The 18659-nt window shown below is 40.8% G+C and carries 14 protein-coding genes; 10 read left to right on the top strand and 4 right to left on the bottom strand.

What is annotated here, in order from left to right; all coding sequences use genetic code 11:
• Positions 1 to 18: 18 nt before the first annotated feature.
• Genes HC246_RS16125 through HC246_RS16115 form a run of 3 tightly spaced genes read right to left on the bottom strand, consistent with a single transcriptional unit; the run spans position 19 to position 3562 of the window.
• Entirely contained in the window at positions 19 to 903 is an 885-nt protein-coding gene (locus HC246_RS16125) for an archaeosortase/exosortase family protein (RefSeq protein ID WP_169364273.1), read from the bottom strand.
• Positions 904 to 933: 30 nt separating this feature from the next.
• Positions 934 to 3282, bottom strand: coding sequence for a ComEC/Rec2 family competence protein (locus tag HC246_RS16120; RefSeq protein WP_169364272.1), 2349 nt, complete (start codon positions 3280 to 3282; stop codon positions 934 to 936).
• 4 nt (positions 3283 to 3286) lie between these two features.
• Positions 3287 to 3562: a hypothetical protein gene (locus HC246_RS16115; protein WP_169364271.1), complete on the bottom strand. Its 276-nt coding sequence runs from the start codon at positions 3560 to 3562 to the stop codon at positions 3287 to 3289.
• 1083 nt (positions 3563 to 4645) lie between these two features.
• Between HC246_RS16115 and HC246_RS16110 the strand changes: the two genes are divergently transcribed.
• The 8 genes from HC246_RS16110 to HC246_RS16075 all read left to right on the top strand — a co-directional run bounded on the left by HC246_RS16110 (position 4646) and on the right by HC246_RS16075 (position 11069).
• A complete protein-coding gene (locus HC246_RS16110; RefSeq protein ID WP_169364270.1) occupies positions 4646 to 6238 on the top strand; it encodes an NF038122 family metalloprotease in 1593 nt (530 codons plus the stop codon).
• 369 nt (positions 6239 to 6607) lie between these two features.
• The gene (locus HC246_RS16105) at positions 6608 to 7567 is read left to right on the top strand and encodes an NF038122 family metalloprotease (RefSeq protein WP_169364269.1); all 960 of its coding nucleotides are present in this window, start codon (positions 6608 to 6610) and stop codon (positions 7565 to 7567) included.
• Positions 7568 to 7674: 107 nt separating this feature from the next.
• A complete protein-coding gene (locus tag HC246_RS16100; protein WP_169364268.1) occupies positions 7675 to 8325 on the top strand; it encodes a hypothetical protein in 651 nt (216 codons plus the stop codon).
• Positions 8322 to 8855, top strand: coding sequence for a hypothetical protein (locus tag HC246_RS25965; RefSeq protein WP_225902967.1), 534 nt, complete (start codon positions 8322 to 8324; stop codon positions 8853 to 8855). Before HC246_RS16100 ends, HC246_RS25965 begins: the two co-directional genes overlap by 4 nt.
• Positions 8856 to 8944: 89 nt before the next feature.
• Positions 8945 to 9514 carry a hypothetical protein gene (locus tag HC246_RS16090; RefSeq protein WP_169364267.1) on the top strand — a complete coding sequence of 190 codons (570 nt, stop codon included), beginning with the start codon at positions 8945 to 8947 and terminating at the stop codon, positions 9512 to 9514.
• A gap of 47 nt (positions 9515 to 9561) precedes the next feature.
• Positions 9562 to 9786 (top strand): hypothetical protein, encoded by a 225-nt coding sequence (locus HC246_RS16085; RefSeq protein WP_169364266.1) that lies wholly within the window; start codon positions 9562 to 9564, stop codon positions 9784 to 9786.
• 402 nt (positions 9787 to 10188) lie between these two features.
• The gene (locus HC246_RS16080) at positions 10189 to 10416 is read left to right on the top strand and encodes a hypothetical protein (protein ID WP_169364265.1); all 228 of its coding nucleotides are present in this window, start codon (positions 10189 to 10191) and stop codon (positions 10414 to 10416) included.
• Positions 10417 to 10844: 428 nt separating this feature from the next.
• Positions 10845 to 11069: a hypothetical protein gene (locus HC246_RS16075; RefSeq protein ID WP_169364264.1), complete on the top strand. Its 225-nt coding sequence runs from the start codon at positions 10845 to 10847 to the stop codon at positions 11067 to 11069.
• A 63-nt stretch (positions 11070 to 11132) separates the two neighbouring features.
• On the opposite strand, the gene HC246_RS16070 is transcribed toward HC246_RS16075, so the two are convergent.
• Positions 11133 to 12827 carry a ShlB/FhaC/HecB family hemolysin secretion/activation protein gene (locus tag HC246_RS16070; RefSeq protein WP_169364263.1) on the bottom strand — a complete coding sequence of 565 codons (1695 nt, stop codon included), beginning with the start codon at positions 12825 to 12827 and terminating at the stop codon, positions 11133 to 11135.
• A gap of 274 nt (positions 12828 to 13101) precedes the next feature.
• Between HC246_RS16070 and HC246_RS16065 the strand changes: the two genes are divergently transcribed.
• Both HC246_RS16065 and HC246_RS16060 read left to right on the top strand, forming a co-directional pair.
• On the top strand, positions 13102 to 15624 hold the full coding sequence (locus HC246_RS16065; protein WP_169364262.1) for a two-partner secretion domain-containing protein: 2523 nt from the start codon (positions 13102 to 13104) through the stop codon (positions 15622 to 15624).
• Positions 15625 to 15692: 68 nt separating this feature from the next.
• Positions 15693 to 18356, top strand: coding sequence for a CHAT domain-containing protein (locus tag HC246_RS16060; protein ID WP_169364261.1), 2664 nt, complete (start codon positions 15693 to 15695; stop codon positions 18354 to 18356).
• Positions 18357 to 18659 lie beyond the last annotated feature (303 nt).

The following is an 18659-nucleotide window of genomic DNA, read 5'->3' as shown; positions in this document are numbered from 1 at the left end:
ATATACTTATGATGGATTTTATACTTTGTTTTTTACAGCTAAAATTTCTATTTTTGATTCATAGGAATTGTTTAACACTTTATAAGATATGCCACCAATTAGAAAAACAATTATATTTGAAAAAATACCTGCACCTCCGCCTGTATGCCAATAATTAAAGCTATCAATATCACCTCTATTTAAAAGGATTGCAAGTAAAGATAGTCGAATACAGTTGATTAAAACAATTGAAGTGATCGAACTTATATAAATGAAAATTGTTTGTGCTTTACTCGTAGGATAAATACTTAGTAAAACGACAAGAAATGGCAGCATGGTTAATATAGGACCAACACTAGAACAACTCGCCATGACTTCGACTGACCCATTCGCCAAAGATACAACTGCTCCCTGTCTAGTAGTTTGAAATCCTAGATAATGCAGCATGAAATTTAGTAGTTGGGCATCAAGGTTGATAACTGGTTTCAAGAGATGATATAGAGAAGCATAGGGTAATGAAATTAGGGCTGCAATGAGAAGTTCATTCTTATAGGTGATTAACCTTCTAAATCCTGAAGTTATCAGTAAAAGCCCAATACAAGTAATGACAGGAAAGCAGCCGTATAATACATCAATTTTCGACAGATAATATTGACCTAATATATGTCGAAGTACCATCCATAAAATTAAAACTAGACCAATAACTGATGCGGCAATACTTCCGCGAAACTTAAGACTATATTTACGTTTCCATAGAAGGAAACCAATACTAAGCCATCCTAAAGCATCAATCAATGAGGGGATTTTATCTGAGGTGCGCCAAACAAAATAGAGATGCAATGTTGCTAAACAACTAAGAGTTGCAAATATCCAAAAAGAGCGATGGTGGAAAATTCTTTTTAGCTGTTGTAATAGCAATTCCATTGGCTATGCATCTTTAAATCAAATCGGAAATCAAATTGGCGATCGCGAATCTTGCTGATCACGCAGGGTGTGAAAATCTTTGTCAGGATTCCATTGGATGGAACCATCGCGACCTGTCCAAAAAATGCGGACTTTAGATTCATAAAGTTGATTCACCATTTCTTCGCCAACACTAGTTGCCGAAGCGATCGCAATTTTAGGGGCGATCGCGTCCAAAATTTTGCGATCAATTTGTCCACCTGTCCACCAAAGAATATTAGCGGATAATTTTGGGAGTAGGTCTTTTTGAGAGATAAGTACCTGTTGCGCTTTTTGATCAATATTGGCGAGTAGCAACCAAGATAGCTCACCAGTTTTGATTTTGATGATATCGGGAGATTGATTAACTAGTTGCACCTCCACTTGATTATTAATTGTGATAGTTTCCCCTGCCTTGATCGAAGCTAAAGGGGTTTTGGCATTTGCAAGGGCTTGTTGCAGATTTTGATAGGGCTTGGGTGTTACACCGAGGCTGATATCTCGAAACTGGGCGATTGCCATTGAGTTAGAAATTAGAGCATTCCAGCCATCACTGACATCAGGTTGGGTATCCGTAGAAATTGCCCAATCGATGCGATTTACCCCTAGTTTTTGTAATAGTGGCTGCAAGGTGAAAGTGGCAAATTGCTGATCGCCGCTATTAATTAGTACCGTTTGATTTTGATTTCTAATAAACATAATCGGCACGTCATTAAATGCTGGTAATGTCACTTGAAAGCTGGTGGATTGGGCGATCGCATTGGGGACAAATAGGACTACACAGGCAAGTACAAAGGCAATCGTCCAGCGTTGCATTTTGCCAAACCAAGGCAAAAGCCAAATCGCCATAAATAAAGCATAGGCAAGCAACATTTGCCAGAGATGGATTGCACCAACATTTGTACTGGCGTTAGGTAGGGTGTTAATCCATTGAGCAAGGTCAATTGTCCAGTGCAGTAAAGGATAGAGCAACCATGCGATCGCCGCACCAATAGGCACAAAGATAATACCCAATAGTCCACTAATGATGCCGCCATAGGTTGATATGGATACTAGGGGCGTGGTAATGACATTAGCCAGCAGGCTATAGGGGGTGAGTTTACCAAATACCAATAGTTGTAATGGTAATGTCCAGATATAAGCAGCGATCGGGACAGAAAGTAATTCGGCGATCGCAGGTGGTAGCCATTCTAAACGCTCAGAAATCGACCGTGAGGTAGTGAGCAGTCCAAAGGTTGCCAAAAAACTAAACTGAAAGCCTAAATCCCAAATCCAGAGAGGTTGATAGAGTAATAACAATACCGCCGTAATTACTAAACCAATTACGGGACGACTACGGCGTTGGACTACCAAGCCGATCAGGCTGCCAAAGCCCATCACCACGGCACGTAAAATAGACGGACTAGCCCCTGTCAGTAATAAATATCCGCCTAAGCAAAGGCTCCCAATCAAAAATTGCATTTTCAGTGAGCTATTGCGACTGATCGCGATCGCAGCTCCTAGTACTAATGTCACCTGAAAACCTGAAGCTGCTAATACTGCTGCTAATCCCGCTTGGATAAAGGCATCTTTTAAATCACTAGGTAAATCTACTGCTCGACTACCCAAGACTAAGGAGCTAAGTAGCGAACCTTCGGGGACACCTGCCCCCATGACATGGGCGCGGACAATCTTGCTGATAAACCACCATTCTCCAAAACTTGGTGGATCGCCTTGCAAAACTAGCGATCGCCCACTCAAACCCGCAAATACACCTTGACGTGCTAAATAGGATTTAAAATCAAAGGCTCCAAAATTATCGGCACGACTGGGCAAATACAATCTTCCTGAAAGTTCGATCGCTTGTCCTGACCGTAAACCCGTCACCTCAATCAATGGCACAGTGATATATAACTTACCTGACGCTGCCACAAACTTATTTGCTTCATCAGGCTTCACATTTGCGGCATTAGGCTGATTCTCGGTATTTTGCCTAGAATCTTTCACACTTAACTTGCCAGAGGTGTTAATTTCTTTAACTTCTAACAAAAACTTGGCTCTCTCACTACGAGTCAAACTAGGTGCTTCCACCACATTTCCTCGCACGATCACATTAGAGAGAGGTGCATATTTAGAAATGTCATTTGCTTGGGGCTGGGGCGTGCGAAGTTTGACATAGAAACAAGCAAAAATTGCAATCAAGGTTGCTAATAGATATACCCAACGCTTAGGTCCTAATCTCCAGACAGCAGGAACCACCAGCGACAAGCCAAAGCCGATGCCAAATACCGTATAAAAGCCTGTCCAATCTGGCAAAAAGCTAGCATATGCCCCTGCCACAAAAAACAAAGCTAAAACTAAGACAACTTGCGATCTCCTCATTTACTCAATTCAAATTGTCATCATAGTTGTTCCGCAGAGCGCGATCGCTAAATTCTGATGGTGGGCGATCGTTGCTCCAAGCCCACCAAGCCGATTGGCACTCACATTGATAAAATTCTTGCCACTTGCGTTGATGGTTTTCCGTATAAACAGGCGATCGACGGTTAATCCACACAGCCTCAGCTTTACTTGGTGGCTGCCCACATTTAGGACAACAAAAACTATGGGCATGTGTAGCCTTTTCGACCCACTCTGGAGGAATCGGATTGAAAGCTTCCATAAAAATGACAGGTAACGCGCCTACGCGATAGTTGTTTCTAAAGATTCCAAGATCTTGCTTTAAGTTAACGCAAGATTAGCAATAAATGTCCTGCGGTGCTCATTTCAGTACAAATAAATCCATAAAAAATCTATAAACCTATGTCAAAACCTGAGTATGAACAATTTTTGTGCATACTTTACTGCAAGCAATCCCTATGCAGCAATGACGTTTTGGTAGTCCTAAAGAGGATAGGCGGCGCGGCGCGCCGCCTATCCTCTTTAGGACTACTTGGCATTTTCTATTCTGTTGCAGGTATTTTTCATTTTGCCGTAGGCAAAGTGAAATCTCGAAACTTTTATGGGAATTGATGTTTTGTTTTCAAATGAGTACGCACTCATTTGAAAAATGCTGTAGTGAAAGTGCGATCGCCATAAGTAAGGCGCAATTAAATATAAAACCCAAAAGCTGTGGCGCACGCGCAGCGTGCGCCACAGCTTTTGACTCTGGTTTTTAATTATGCCCAGCTACTTATTTGTATTTTTTGGCAGGTCGTGCCGTAAAATTAAGAACCCTGCGCCTTCAAAAATTACTCTGGAGTTTAAGCGCGTTGCGCTATATAGCACTCCTAAATCATTTGTAGATTTTTAGGTTTGTTGAAGCGCACCCATTCGAGGCGTGCTTCAAAAAACCATTTAGGATTTCTATATTGGCGAGAAAAATAGTTTTTGGGGGTTATTGATTAGAGCAAAATTCTATTTTTGTGACATGCTAGAAGACCTTTATACCTATTAGCCAAGTACTAATCAAACATCTATCAACTATTAATAAACATATAACTTAGTAATAACTTTTAGAGATTGTTAAAACCTGTAAGCTCCTGTATATTCATATGGTTGAAGCGATTTAATTGTTTTAAAGAATCAAACAAAAAAGTTATATGACTGTTATATGACTATTTGATTTGATCTTGAATTTAGTCGAAACCAAGCATATAAATCTAATTAGATTTTTAGCTAATTTGAGGAATATGAGTATAAGCTGAGGCTAAAAACAACTGTTGAATGGGGGAGATACGTTTAATTTTTCGGGGTGAATTAAGTAATGCAATTTAACTTTAGCTATTCTCAAGGAGTATCACAAACTCAAATTACTGCATTTGAGTTTGCAGGAAAAATTTGGTCTTCGTACTTGACAGATAACATTACAGTTAATCTTGCTGTTGACCTACAAGCCAGTTTTCCGATCGCTAATGTTATTGCAGGTTCGGTGGCTCGCGCCAATCAAAGCCTATACACAACATTTAATAACGCGCTCAAAGCTGACACTAAATCTAGCATTGACAGCTCGGCAATTGGCTCTAAAGCAAATAGAGGTGGCAACTTTGCGGCTGACCTTCAGGCAGTAAACTACCAAACTGGGGCACTCATCAATAGCACACAGATGGGTAATTACATGGAGTTAAACAGTGCCAATGCCAAAGCCCTGAATCTCAATCCTACTAATGGTGCAAGTGTACTTGATGGCTATATCGTCATGCGCGACCTAACTGGTACGGGTACGTCTTGGGATTACAACTTCGGTCGTACAAGTGGCAGCTCTACAACTACTGTTGACTTTATCGGCGTTGCTCTGCATGAAATCGGTCATATTTTAGGCTTTCAAAGTAGTGTCGATCAACCTTGGATTGATCCGACAGTCAATCGCGATTTATATACTCAAAGCATTGGTAATCGTGCCAATATTGCTACTCCTCTCGATTTGTTCCGTTATTCCTCCCGTGGCGGCAATAGTCAAGTGGATCTATCTCCTGGGGCAAATCCTTTCTTCTCTTTAGATGGTAATACCGTTTTAGGTAATCTACAAACAGGCTCTAATACTGTCTTAGGTGGCAATGGCTTACAGGGTAGCCACTGGACTACGGGTGGCATCATGAATGCAGAGATTAAGAAAGGAACGGTTGCTAAGATTTCTCAATTGGATTTGAATTCCTTTGATGCGATCGGCTGGGATGTGAATCCCCAAGGTGTTAATACGGCAATTAACTACGGTCAGTTATATACACAAGCTCAACAAATTGCTAGCACTAAAACCAAAGGAAGTCTCTCTAGTGCAGTGGGATTGATGCTTGATAGTAGTGATGTTTATCTTCAACTTACAGGAGCCGAAACTTTAGGAACAACTTCTGCAAGGTCAGGTACATGGTGGCAAGAATACTTTGCCCGTACTACTAATTGGTGGCAAACATTTAGTCAAACCCTCTCAGCTCAGTCCGTTTTTGAAACTTTAGATGATGGACTAGATAGCCAAAATCCTTCTCCAAATCAGGATATTTCAAATATAGCTACCAATCCTCTAACTGGTAAAGAAGATGGGAAATCCTTAGTGGGAGAAGAATTGGGTAAATATCAGCTCTCTATGAGCAATATTTCTCAATCTGGCAATTTAGATTTCTTCTCAGTATCTTCCAATTCACAGAATAACGACTCTCTAGTGATCGCTCAGCAAATTTTCAATAATGACTTTGATATTAATGCGATCGCGCCAATCAGCTCGGCTCTTTCTAATATCAGCTTAGGAAATAAAGACAACTTACAAGGGACTTCTAGCACATTAGATAAATTTAATCTAACAGATGACTCAAATTCACTGGCTCCTTGGTGGCTCAGAGAAGTATCTTGGTGGACTGTCCGTTAGTTATTGATAAAAAGATATAGCAATCCTAAATGATTTGTGAAAGCGCACCCCTTCGGTCTGCGCTTCCACAAATCCAAAAATCTACAAATGATTTAGGACTGTATATAACTTACTAATAACTTTTAGGAATAGTTAAAAGATTGAAATCCTGTTATATCTAATTTATTGAATTATTTAGTCAACAGATTTAAAGAATTCAACATAATAATTATGTGATCGTTATATGACTATCTTGTTTGATTGAGATTAGATATCTAAATCTTCTAAATCTAATAATATTTTTAGACAGTTTAAATCTGACTTTATGAAATCAAAGTAAGAAAAAATAGCTTGTGGGGGATATATGTAATTTTTTAGGGTGAACAAGCAATGCAATTTAACTTTAGCTATTCTCAAGGGGTATCACAGACTCAAATGACCGCATTTGAGTTTGCAGGAAAAATTTGGTCTTCGTACTTAACTGATAATGTTACTGTCAATATTGGTGTTGATATTCAATCTGTTTTCCCTAATGACAACATTATTGCTGGTTCGGTTGCTCGTGCCAATGAAAATCAATACTATATTTTTAAACAAGCGCTTGGTTATGATGTCTCATCTAGCATTGACAGTTCGGCGATAAAATCCAATGCTGATATATTTAGTAGCTACTTTAATGCTGACGTTCAGAATATCGATATATTCAATCCGAATAAGCTTGTTGATAGCTCGCAAATTGGAACGATGGTGGAGTTAAATAGTGCGAATGTCAAGGCTCTCAATCTCTATCCCATAAATGGGCAGAGCGTACTAGATGGCTATGTAGTCATGCGCGATTTGACAGGACAAAAGACTACTTGGGATTACAACTTCAGCCGTACAAATACGACACCAAACAATACCATCGACTTTATTGGCGTTGCACTGCATGAAATCGGTCATATATTAGGCTTTCAAAGCAGTGTCGATCAACCTTGGGATGATCCAAGCTCCTATTTGTACTCATCAAAGGCGATGATGCGTCCAGATATTGCTACTCCCCTAGATCTTTTCCGTTATTCCTATCGTAGTGGTAAGTATCAAGTTGATTTATCCCCCGGTTCAAACCCTTTCTTTTCTTTAGATGGAACTAATTCGTTAGGTAGTTTTCAGAAAGGTTCTAATGCCAAACTAGGAGGAAATGGCTTGCAAGCAAGCCATTGGGTTTCGGGTGGAATCATGAATGCCGAGATAAAAAAAGGAGCAGTTGCGGTAGTTTCTCAACAAGACTTGAATGCTTTTAATGTCATTGGTTGGGACATTAACTCTCAAGCTACTAGCGCCCTTAACTATAGTCAGTTATATACCTGATTGACTGACAAAAGTGGTAAGAGAAGTTGCGAGAAAGTATACAGAGATTGAATTTGAGTAAAAAAGAGGCGTATGCTGTTTTTTGAAGAAAAAGGAGCATAGGACAAATGACCCAAAACGCCTCACGTATCTATAATGAACTAATAAAATTCGGGAGTCAATACAGCCAGTGGTCAGATGTGCGCCATTTGGGAGTAATGGCGTGGATGATGGTGGGAATGATCGCCACAGGGAGTGTGAATTTAACGAAGTGGTTAAGCCATATCAACACAAAAGCATTGATCGCCCAAAGCACGCAAAGACAACTATCAAGATGGCTGAACAATCCGCGCATAAATCCAGCTAAGCTATACAGTCCAGTAATCAAAGAGTTAATCGCTAAATGGAAAGAGCCAGAAATATATCTGAGTTTTGATACCAGTCAACTGTGGGAAGAATACAGCATGATCCGATTGTGTGTAGTTCATCAGGGAAGAGCTTTACCGTTATGTTGGCGTGTAATCAAACATCGCAGTAGTAGTGTGGAGATGAGTAGCTATCAAGACATGCTCAAACGCGCATCGAAACTGTTGCCCGTGAATGTCAAAGTAGTTTTATTAGCAGACCGAGCATTTGCTAATCCAGAACTGGTGCGCTATGTGTGGGAATTAAAATGGCAATGTCGGATTCGGATCAAGGGTAATTTCTGGATATATGCCCCAAGCATGGCTGGCAAACAGTCAAACAATTACATCTTCGTCTTGGTGAAGCTAAGTTGATCCACAATGTTAAAGTTCACAAAACTGAGTCCAAGCGTCTTACCGATGTGCATATTGCGGCGGCTTGGGAATCTGGGAGCCGAGAGTATTGGTATATTCTCAGTACTGAACCTACCACACTCCAAACTTTTTGGGAGTATGGTCTGAGATTCGATATTGAGGAGAATTTCTTGGATGATAAATCTAATGGCTTTGATTTAGAATCTTCGCGTTTACGTTCGGCTCCTGCCATTTCTCGCCTTTGTTTTGTGATAGCACTGACCACCTTGTTTTTAACGGCTCAAGGACTGGCGGTTGCTGATTCTGGCTATCGTCGTTTGGTTGATCCTCATTGGTTTCGTGGGCTTAGTTATCTCAAGATTGGCTGGAACTGGATTCACACCGCTATCACTAAAAACTGGGCTTTCTTGCCTTTCTACTCTTTTACTTCTTATCTTGACTCTCACCCTGCTATTGCTTCTCGTCGAAAACATCTTCAGAAATTATTCCGCATTGAGTTCTATGCTTCTACTCTCGACTATGCTTCATAGACTTTTGTCAGTCAATCAGGTTATATACACAAGCTCAACAATCTGCAAATACTAAGACAAAACAAGATATCTCCAGCGCGTTAGGATTGATGCTTGATAGTAGCGATATTTATCTCCCATTCAATACATTTACTCCTTCTACTACTAATGCTAGAACAGGTAGTTGGTGGCAAGAGAGCTTTGCACGTAGTACTAATTGGTGGCAACAGTTTAGCCAAGTCGTTTCAGAGCAGTCCGTTTTTGAAACTTTAGATGATGGACTAGATAGCCAAAATCTTTCTCCAAATCAGGATATTTCAAATATAGCTACCAATCCTCTAACTGGTAAAGAAGATGGAAAATCCTTAGTGGGAGAAGAATTGGGTAAATATCAGCTCTCTATGAGCAATACTTCTCAATCTGGCAATTTAGATTTCTTCTCAGTATCTTCCAATTCACAGAATAACGACTCTCTGGCGATCTCTCAGCAAATTTTTAATAATGACTTTGATATTAATGCGATCGCCCCAATCAGCTCGGCTCTTTCTAATACTGTGAGTTTTGGTAATAAAGACAATTTGCAATTAACTGCTAGCACATCCAACAATTTTAAGTTAGATGACTCTAGATCCTTTGGACTTTGGTGGTTGAGTGAAGGAGCTTTGTGGTCTTTCCACTAGTTGTTTCTCAGGAAGAATAAATAATATGTGGTAATAGGATCAAAATTATGTGTAACAAAAATATTGATACTAATTCACCAGTTAAGAGTCAAATGGATAAATCAAATAATTCAGTTCATTCTAATCTTGATAAGAAATTCTCACATTTACCAGAGTATATGGAGCAAAAGACTATAAATTTGTCCATTGCAGAGTTAATTGATGAGTCTAAATATTTAGTTTATCAAGCTGATCAGTTATTAGCTATTCATAAAAATAGTATCTCAACTTAATATAAAAGATCGATTTAAGTACTCTCTTTAGCAAGATTCTTTAGAGAGATGTTTAGCCATCAAATATGATCTTGCATAATCTAGTGAAATTTATCACTTATATATAACTTTTTACTGCTGACAAAAAATTCAAACGGCTATATGATTCCATTATTGAGTTATTAGATAATACTTAATCTAATAATTATGTGTGGCTAAATTTTTCACAAAATTATTATAATATAGACCGATTTCAAGGGAGGGAAACCCAATTAAATACTTTAGTAAAGATTTAGAGAATTAATCGATTATGTCTGACTTCATCAGTAGTATGACTCCCTGTCAATGTTGCTCTAGAACTTAATTACTTAACTGATTTGAAATTTTACTTGAACTCAAACCTTATACTTTTAGGAGTTAATTATGAAACCTTCATCTATCGGCTTTGTTGTTGCGATCGCTGCTTCTAATTTAAGCGCCATTGCTTTAGCCTTTTCTCAACCGTCTAATATTGCTACTAACTTAGAATCTCAACCTTCTCAAATATCTACACCTTCTAGTTCAAAAATTGCAGGCAGAGATTGTAATGTGAAAAATCCGCTCTGTGGATGGTGGAGTATTATTGAAGACTTTTTGGCGAGTTTATCTTAAAACAAATTTGATAAATATCAAAGGGATATTCAAATAGACTTGAATATCCCTTTGATATTTATAATACTTAGGGACTTGATGAGAAAAAAGGTACCACCGATTTTGTATGGCTTCGACTTCGCTCAACCAACGTTGGTTGAGCGAAGTCGAAGCCGTAGGTACTTTAATTAAAAAAATACTGTAATAACTTTTCTATAACTTGCTAGTATAGACATTAACTCTCGAAATAGAATATAGTAATTTTGTAGTTAATTACTACGAAGTTTTTCTCAATTACACTGGTTTATATATCCATAAAAATGGATATTGAGACAAGTTTTTCTGATTTTTTATCTATGTGCATGGGGTGGGAGAATCAAGACAATTTGTTAACTTGATTCTAAAATTAGTTCCCTTGAAATCAAATTGTAAAACACTTGGGGTTAGCCATGAAAATCTCTTCTTTCTTTTCTGCTTCCGCGATCGCTGCATCTAGCCTAATTACTTTAAGTACTGTGACCTTGGCACTTTCTCAGCCTAAAAATATAGCTTCAAATTTAGAATCTCAGTCTCCTAAGGTATCCGCACAATCTACACAAAAGATTGCGGCGTTATCAGATGAAGAAGACCCATCGGGAAGAGTTTGTACTATTCCTTTTTGTGGATGGTGGTAAAGCATCTTCAAGTTTTAAGTGGATGCAAAACGTTTTATATCAATGCAAAGTTCTGTAATTGTATTAAAACAGTCCATAGGAAAGCGAGAAATAAATACCATTTTCCTGCCATGAGTTACGGCTTCCTTTAATGGGAATTAGCGGAAATCCGTAGTCAAATCTAGCAATTAGGCGATCGCCCATTTGCCAACGTAATCCTAAACCCGTTCCTATTAGCCAAGTGTTGGAGGAAGTATCTGAACTATTTTGGTTCTGCACTGTACCAACATCAATAAAGGGGGCAATCTGCAATAAGCCGCGAATTTCTTGAAAGCTCACAACAGGTAGACGGGCTTCAATGGAAACGTTCATACCGTTATCTCCAACTAGTGCATCTTGGCGATATCCTCGTCCAGTTAGGCTCCCGCCTACACTAAACTGTTCTATCGCAGGCAAGGGACGATCTGCAAATTGTAAGCCACCGCTCACAATTAGTAAGGCATCATCGTCTAGCTGTCTAATATATTGAGCTTGTCCCCGCCAAGCAACAAAACGGCTATCGGGGAAATTGGCGTTGATTGTAGAATTGAGTACCCCACCTAAGCCAAAACTAATCTGCGATCGCAAGGCGAGAATATCCTGACTACTCCTCTGTGTGTAGTCTTGAAAAAAGCGAAAGGTGGTCAGCTTAGTTCTGCCAAAATCGTCAGACCCAGATGAGATTGGAATTGGTAGCTTAAGTAGAGTGGTGAAGCTTTCGCTATGGGAAAGTGTCGCTCCCAGTGCAAATTCTTGGGCAGGTGTTTGCACCAGAGGTTGACGGAAGGTTAGATCATAAACCGTTGAGTTGGAAAATATATCAAGGCTCTTAAATTCTGGAGTGATAATGTTGCTATTGGCATTATTGAAACTCAGGCTGAGAGAGCCATTGTAAGGATTAATAGGAATGGTATAGCTGAGATTATACTGACTACGCCCATCGGTATTACCGTAAATGAGGGCAAGCCGATCGCCTACACCACTGACATTTCGCTCATTGACTTCCACTTGGCGTTGTAATTGACCAACACTTGCGGGAGCGGAATTATCTAGATTTGCCCTTACGCTAAATGATTTTGCTTCAGTAACTTTAATCGCCAATACATTTGTCCCTAATTTCTGTCCAGCCTTTAGTTCGGCTGAGACGGATTCTAATAGAGGATCGATTTGCAGTAGTTGCAAGGCATTAAGTAGGCGATCGCGATTTAATGGTGCTCCAGTTGCCACTTCTAGCCGCGATCTGATATAGCTGGGATCAAGTCGATTAGTACCTGTAATCTGAATATCTTCTAATTTGCCTTCAATTACTTGAATTGTGACTATGCCATTATTTGTTTCTTGGGGAGGGATAAAAGCGCCTGAGGTGATGTAGCCATTACGAATATACAAATCAGCGATCGCAACTCTAGCTTGTAATAGGTCTGCAAATCTAATCGGACGATTTGTAAAAGGCTTCACAGCAGCAGCCAACTCATCGGCAGAAAACACCGTGCTATCGATTACGCGAAACTCTCGGACAACAAAAGTTTTGCTAGGATCGGGCGATTCTAGAGACGGATTAGTTTGTTGGTTATTTGGTTTTAATAGATTGTCAACAGGCGGCAGAAATTGTGGGGGAACTTCTGGGGCGGTAGGTGTCGTTGGTACTAAATCGGATGGCTTCAGCGATTGGGCGAGAATGGGAGTTATGGCAACCCACCAAGCTGATAAGGCGATTGTGCCAAAAACAATAGGTTTCATAACAATAGATATAAAAGGTAACCGCATCTATGAAATATCTCCATTCATATAGCTTGACTTACGTTCACAGAATCAATTCCCCAATAATTTATAACCTTAGGAAATTAAAGAATTAATGATTTTAGTGTGATGATTTGTCTCGCATAGTGAGGCAAATCATCACTTCTTTAATTAAGATGAATCACTGAATCTCAAATTTGGACTTTAAGCGCTGTATCATAGCGACAAAAAGTGACATTTACTAGTAGTTATTTTGTAAGTATGTGAGGAAGACATGAAAACTTTGCAATGGAATCGGCTAAGAGGTGCGATCGCCGCCTTTGTCTTTGCTAGTAGCCCTGCTGTTTTTATTCCTCAGTCAACATTTGCTCAAATTACGCCAGATGCCACATTACCAAATCCTTCCGTGGTCACAGGCAATCCCTTGTTTACAATTACAGGAGGGACAACGGCTAACAATAATTTATTTCATAGCTTTAGCCAGTTTTCTGTCCCTACTGGGTCTACTGCCTTTTTCAACAATGCTCTCTCTATCCAAAATATTCTCGTTCGGGTAACTGGGAGTTCTATTTCCAATATCGATGGAACTATTCAAGCTAGTGGCTCTGCTAACTTATTTTTGCTTAATCCCAATGGAATTATTTTTGGTCAAAATGCCAGCTTAAATATTGGGGGATCATTCTTAGGGACTACAGCAAATAGTGTGCGGTTTCTTGATGGTACTGAATTTAGAGCCAATGCTAGTACACAAATTACTTCGCCCCTGCTGCTCGTCAGCGTGCCCTCAGGGCTGCAATTCTCAGGATTAACGAATGGCGCGATCACTGCACAGGGCAATGGCAATGGCTTAGATTTTGCTCCTCCTACCTTTTTAGAGATTTTGCGCTCTGGCAATCCATCTTTAAATGTGTCGAGTGGTCGTACTTTGGCGATTGTTGGTGGAGATGTAACGTTGACAGGTGCGAATTTGACTGCTGATAGTGGACGCATCGAACTGGGGAGTGTGCAGGGCAATGGGTTTGTAGGAATTACTCAAACTGCTAGTGGCTGGCTATTGAACTACGACAATGCACCAAACCTTGGAAATATTCGCCTAGAACAAGCGGCGATGGCGGATACGAGTGGTAATGCTGGGGGTAGCATTCAGGTACAGGGCAGACAAGTAACTTTGAATGATGGCTCCGTGCTTCTATCATCTACCTTAGGTAGTGGAAATGGCGGTGAAATATTTGTCCGTGCGATCGAACTTCTCGCGGCAACAGGAGAATCCACGGTTCCTTTTCCCGGTGGGATATTTACGGATACAGGGTCGAGTTCTACAGGCAATGGCAGCAATATCACAATCGCTACCAACAGGTTAGAGTTAACAAATGGGGCGCAGATTTCGGCTGGGGTACTAGGAACTGGTAATGCAGGCAATATCAAAATTAATGCTAATGATATTTCCCTATCTGGGATATCCAATTCAAATTTTTATGTTAGCGGTGTGTTTTCTCAAGTTCTTGATACAGGTGTGACAGGAAATAGTGGCGACATCCAAATCAATACTAATAATTTGCAAATCTCTAACGGTGCTCAACTGACAAATCTTACCTTTGGGATAGGTAATACAGGCAAAATTGACATTGCCGCCAAAAATATTAATCTCATCGGGACATCAACTAAGCCAACAGGAATTGCCAATGCCGTCCAGTTTGGTGCTACAGGAAATGGCAATATTCTAAATATTGCAACGGATAATTTATCAATCTTGAATGGGGCGCAGATTTCAGTTGGTACTGCTGGTAGTGGCAATGCAGGTCTATTATTGGTCACTGCTAAGACGATTGATATTGCGGGACAGGTAACTCGCGGACGTAGTGGCTTATTTGCTAACGCCATCTTTGACACTGGCAATGGAGGCAATATTGTCGTCAATAGCGATCGCCTTAGTGTTCGTGATGGAGGCATTATCAGTGCCAGTAACTTTCCTAGTGTTGCTGGTGCTCCTGCGGGAACTGGGTTAGTGGGGAATATCACCATTAATACACCATCAATTCTGCTTGATAATGGGCGCATCAATATTGATTCCGCAGGTGGCAATCGTGGCAATATCAACTTGAATTCGCAACTTATCGTTCTACGCAATGGCAGTCTCATTTCTACTAACGCCTTGGGATCTGCGATCGGCGGTAACATTGCGATTAATACTAATTTTCTGGTTGCCGTGCCTACGGAAAACAGCGATATCACTGCAAATGCTGCCAATAGTTTTGGAGGACAGATTATTATCACTGCCCAAGGTGTGATTGGATTTCAGACAAGTAATGTCCTAACACCACTAAGTGATATTACGGCGACTTCGGCTCTAGGTTCGCAATTTAATGGCACTGTGGAAATTCTCTCACCTGAGAATAATTTGAGTCGAGGCTTAGTTAAGCTGCCTACTGACCTAACATCCGACAAGCAAATTGCGGCATCCTGTGAAAGGTTTCGAGGTAATGAATTTATTGTGACTGGACGTGGAGGTGTTCCTAATGATGCGACGCAACCTCTAGCTAGTAATTCCATTTGGCGAGATTTGCGATGGTCAAGGCTACAAGCTCATCAATCATCTAACATTACGAAAACAGCGAATATTCCTTCAGAAAGTCCTGCTGTTAATTCACCGTCAATCTCCAATGCCGTCGCTCCCTTTCCACAAATCGAGGCTCAGGGATGGGAAAGCGATCGCAACGGACATTTAAAGCTGCTAGCAAGTGCGACAACATCATCAATTCCCGCTTGGCGGCTCCCTGTTGTATGTCCCACCAAATAAAGCTCAAGGATAGCCATTCTCACAATCATTTCTCAAATTTTTCCATCAAACAATCTATCTAAAAGTTTATGAAACCGACGATCGCTACTTCTCAAAATCTCTGGCGGAGAATAAGAAAAAAATATAAGCTAGGTTTGGGCTTGCTTGCGGCGATCGCAGTTTGCTTAGTAATCGCCATCGGGCAACCTGCGATCGCTACAAATCAGCAGCGTCAGGATAATCCAGCAAAAGTGATGATAGCTCCATTAGCCCAGTCTGCTGACACATTAATGGAGGATGGCAATCGCTTCTATGCTGAAGGTCAACTGGTGCAGGCGGTGGCAGCATGGAAAGAGGCGCTCCAAATCTATCGAGATCGCCAACGTACCGATTCCAGTTCCCAAAATCAGTTAAATGAAGTTGCTTGTCTTAGCTATCTCTCGATTGCGTATCAGGATTTAGGATCATGGCAAGAAGCGGAAATAGCGATCGCCCAAAGTTTAGATTTACTCAACAAGCAGTCATCAACTACAAAAGATGGCATAGAGCTAGCGGCAAGGATTAGTAACAATAAAGGTAGCTTGCAACTTGCTAAGGGGCAGCCCCAAGCGGCTCTCGAAAGTTGGAAGATGGCTGTAGAGCAATATACTCAAATTGGTGATGAGATTGGTCAATTAGGTAGCCTCACCAATCAGGCTCAAGCCCTGCAAGCTTTAGGTTTATTTCGTCAAGCAAGTGAACAGTTAGAGGCGATCGCCCTGCGCCTGCAAAAACAACCTGACTCCATCCTCAAAGCGGTTGTATTGCGTAGCTTAGGCACAACTTTGCAGACCCTTGGGGATCTGCCGCAGTCGCAAAAGATTTTGGAAAAGAGTTTAGAAATCTCTCAGCAGCTCAATAACTCTTTAGAAAGTAGTTCTACTCTGCTCAACTTAGGCAATAATTTCCGACTAACTAAAGATTATGAATCGGCATTAAAAAACTATGAACAAGCGGCAAAGCTGGCTCCTAGTAATATCTTGCGACTAGAAGCTCAAGCAGTACAGATCAGTCTGCTCATCGAAAGCGATCGCCTTGCCGAAGTACAAACTTTGTGGCAACAGATCGAGCCGCAACTCGTGAATCTTCAACCTAGTCGGCGCAGCATTTATCTACGGGTCAATCTTGCCGATAGTTTAATTAAATTAACCAAATTGGTTCAAAACAATACTCAAACTCCACAATTTATTAGTTCATCCAAAATTGCGGATTCTCTAACCATTGCGATCCGTCAAGCACAGGAATTACAAGATCGCCGATCCGAATCCTTTGCGATCGGTCAGCTAGGTATACTTTATGAACAAAATCGCCAATTAGCTGATGCGAATAAGCTTGCCCAACGTGCATTGGTACTAGCTCAAGAGTCAAATGCCGATGATCTCATTTATCGTTGGCAATGGCTTTCGGGCAGGGTCTTAAAGCAACAGGGTGAATACGATCGCGCGATCGCCTCCTATGTGCAAGCTGTACAGAGTATCCAAACCCTAAGGCGAGAACTGATCACCACAGCCCCAGAAGTTCAGTTTGCCTTTCGCGATCGCATCGAACCGATCTATCGCGAACTCGTTTCTTTACTATTACGCAGCGAACATCCAACCCAAGAGAATCTCAAACAAGCTCGTCAGACACTAGAATCCTTGCAAGTTGTGGAATTGGAAAATTACTTTCGAGCAGCTTGCTTGAATGTTATACCTCAGCAGATCGATGCCATTGACTTGAGTTCCGCAGTTCTATATTCCACGGTTTTGAGCGATCGCTTAGCGATTATTACCTCTTTTCCGAATGCCCCATTGAGGTATCACGCCATAGAAGTATCTCAGGCAGACTTAGAAAAAACTGCCAACGAATATCTCCAATCCCTTAACCCCGCATTTTCGGATCGCGAACGTTTAAAGGTTTCTCAAAAACTTTACGATTGGATTATTCGTCCTGTGGAGCCAGTCCTAGTAGAGAAGCAAATCAAAAATCTGGTCTTCGTGCTCGATAGCTCCTTGCGAAATCTGCCGATGGCAGCCCTGCATGATGGCAAACAATATGCGATCGAGAAATATCGTATGGCTTTAACTCCGGGCTTACAATTGTTGGGAGCAAAGCCTTTAGATCGTAATCAACTGAGTGTCTGGTTAGGTGGCTTGACTGAAAGTCGCCAAGGCTTTGTCGGTCTTGAAGGAGTCAAGTTAGAAGCCGCACAAATTGCTCTCAAAATTCCGACGAAAACAGAGCTAGATGTTAATTTCACTAAATCGAAGATCCAACAAGGGCTAACCAAGCAAGATACCTCCATCGTACATTTGGCAACACATGGTCAATTCAGCTCCAATCCAGACTCAACATTTATATTGGCTTGGGATGATCGCTTAACCATTCCTGATTTCTATAACTTTTTGCGCGATCGCACCAACAATCGGAGCCATCCCTTAGAACTGCTCATTCTCAGTGCTTGTAAAACTGCCGAAGGTGATGCCAATGCGACTTTAGGACTAGCAGGATTAGCTTTGCGATCGGGTGCAAGGAGTACTATTGGCAGCCTATGGGCTGTGAATGATCTTTCAACCAGTATGTTAATGTCCAACTTTTATGACATTCTCCTCAAACAAGCAAATATCTCCAGAGCTGAAGCATTACAAGAAGCACAAATCTCTATCCTCAAAGATCGTCAATACCAACATCCCTACTATTGGGCAGCTTTTGTATTAATTGGTAGTTGGCTATAGCAATCCTACAGCAATTTTCGATCAAACGAACCCCAAGATATTTTCTAAAAAGCTTGCTTCGCAAGCTTTTTAGAAAATATCTTGGTTTGGCTTTGAGCGCAAAGCGCTGTAAATGAGATGTGAGTGGCTTCGACTTCGCTCAGCCAAACCATACGATGGCTGAGCGAAGTCGAAGCCAATGATTCTTAAAACTGATTTAGGACTGTTATATAGCAATCCTAAATGGTTTGTGGAAGCGCACCCCTTCGGGATGCGCTTCCACAAACTCAAAAATCTACAAATGATTTAGGACTGCTATATAAA

Source organism: Pseudanabaena yagii GIHE-NHR1 (assembly GCF_012863495.1).
Classification (GTDB): Bacteria; Cyanobacteriota; Cyanobacteriia; order Pseudanabaenales; family Pseudanabaenaceae; genus Pseudanabaena; species Pseudanabaena yagii.
Note: the sequence above shows the minus strand (reverse complement) of the source record. Positions and strands in the feature narration are given on the sequence as shown.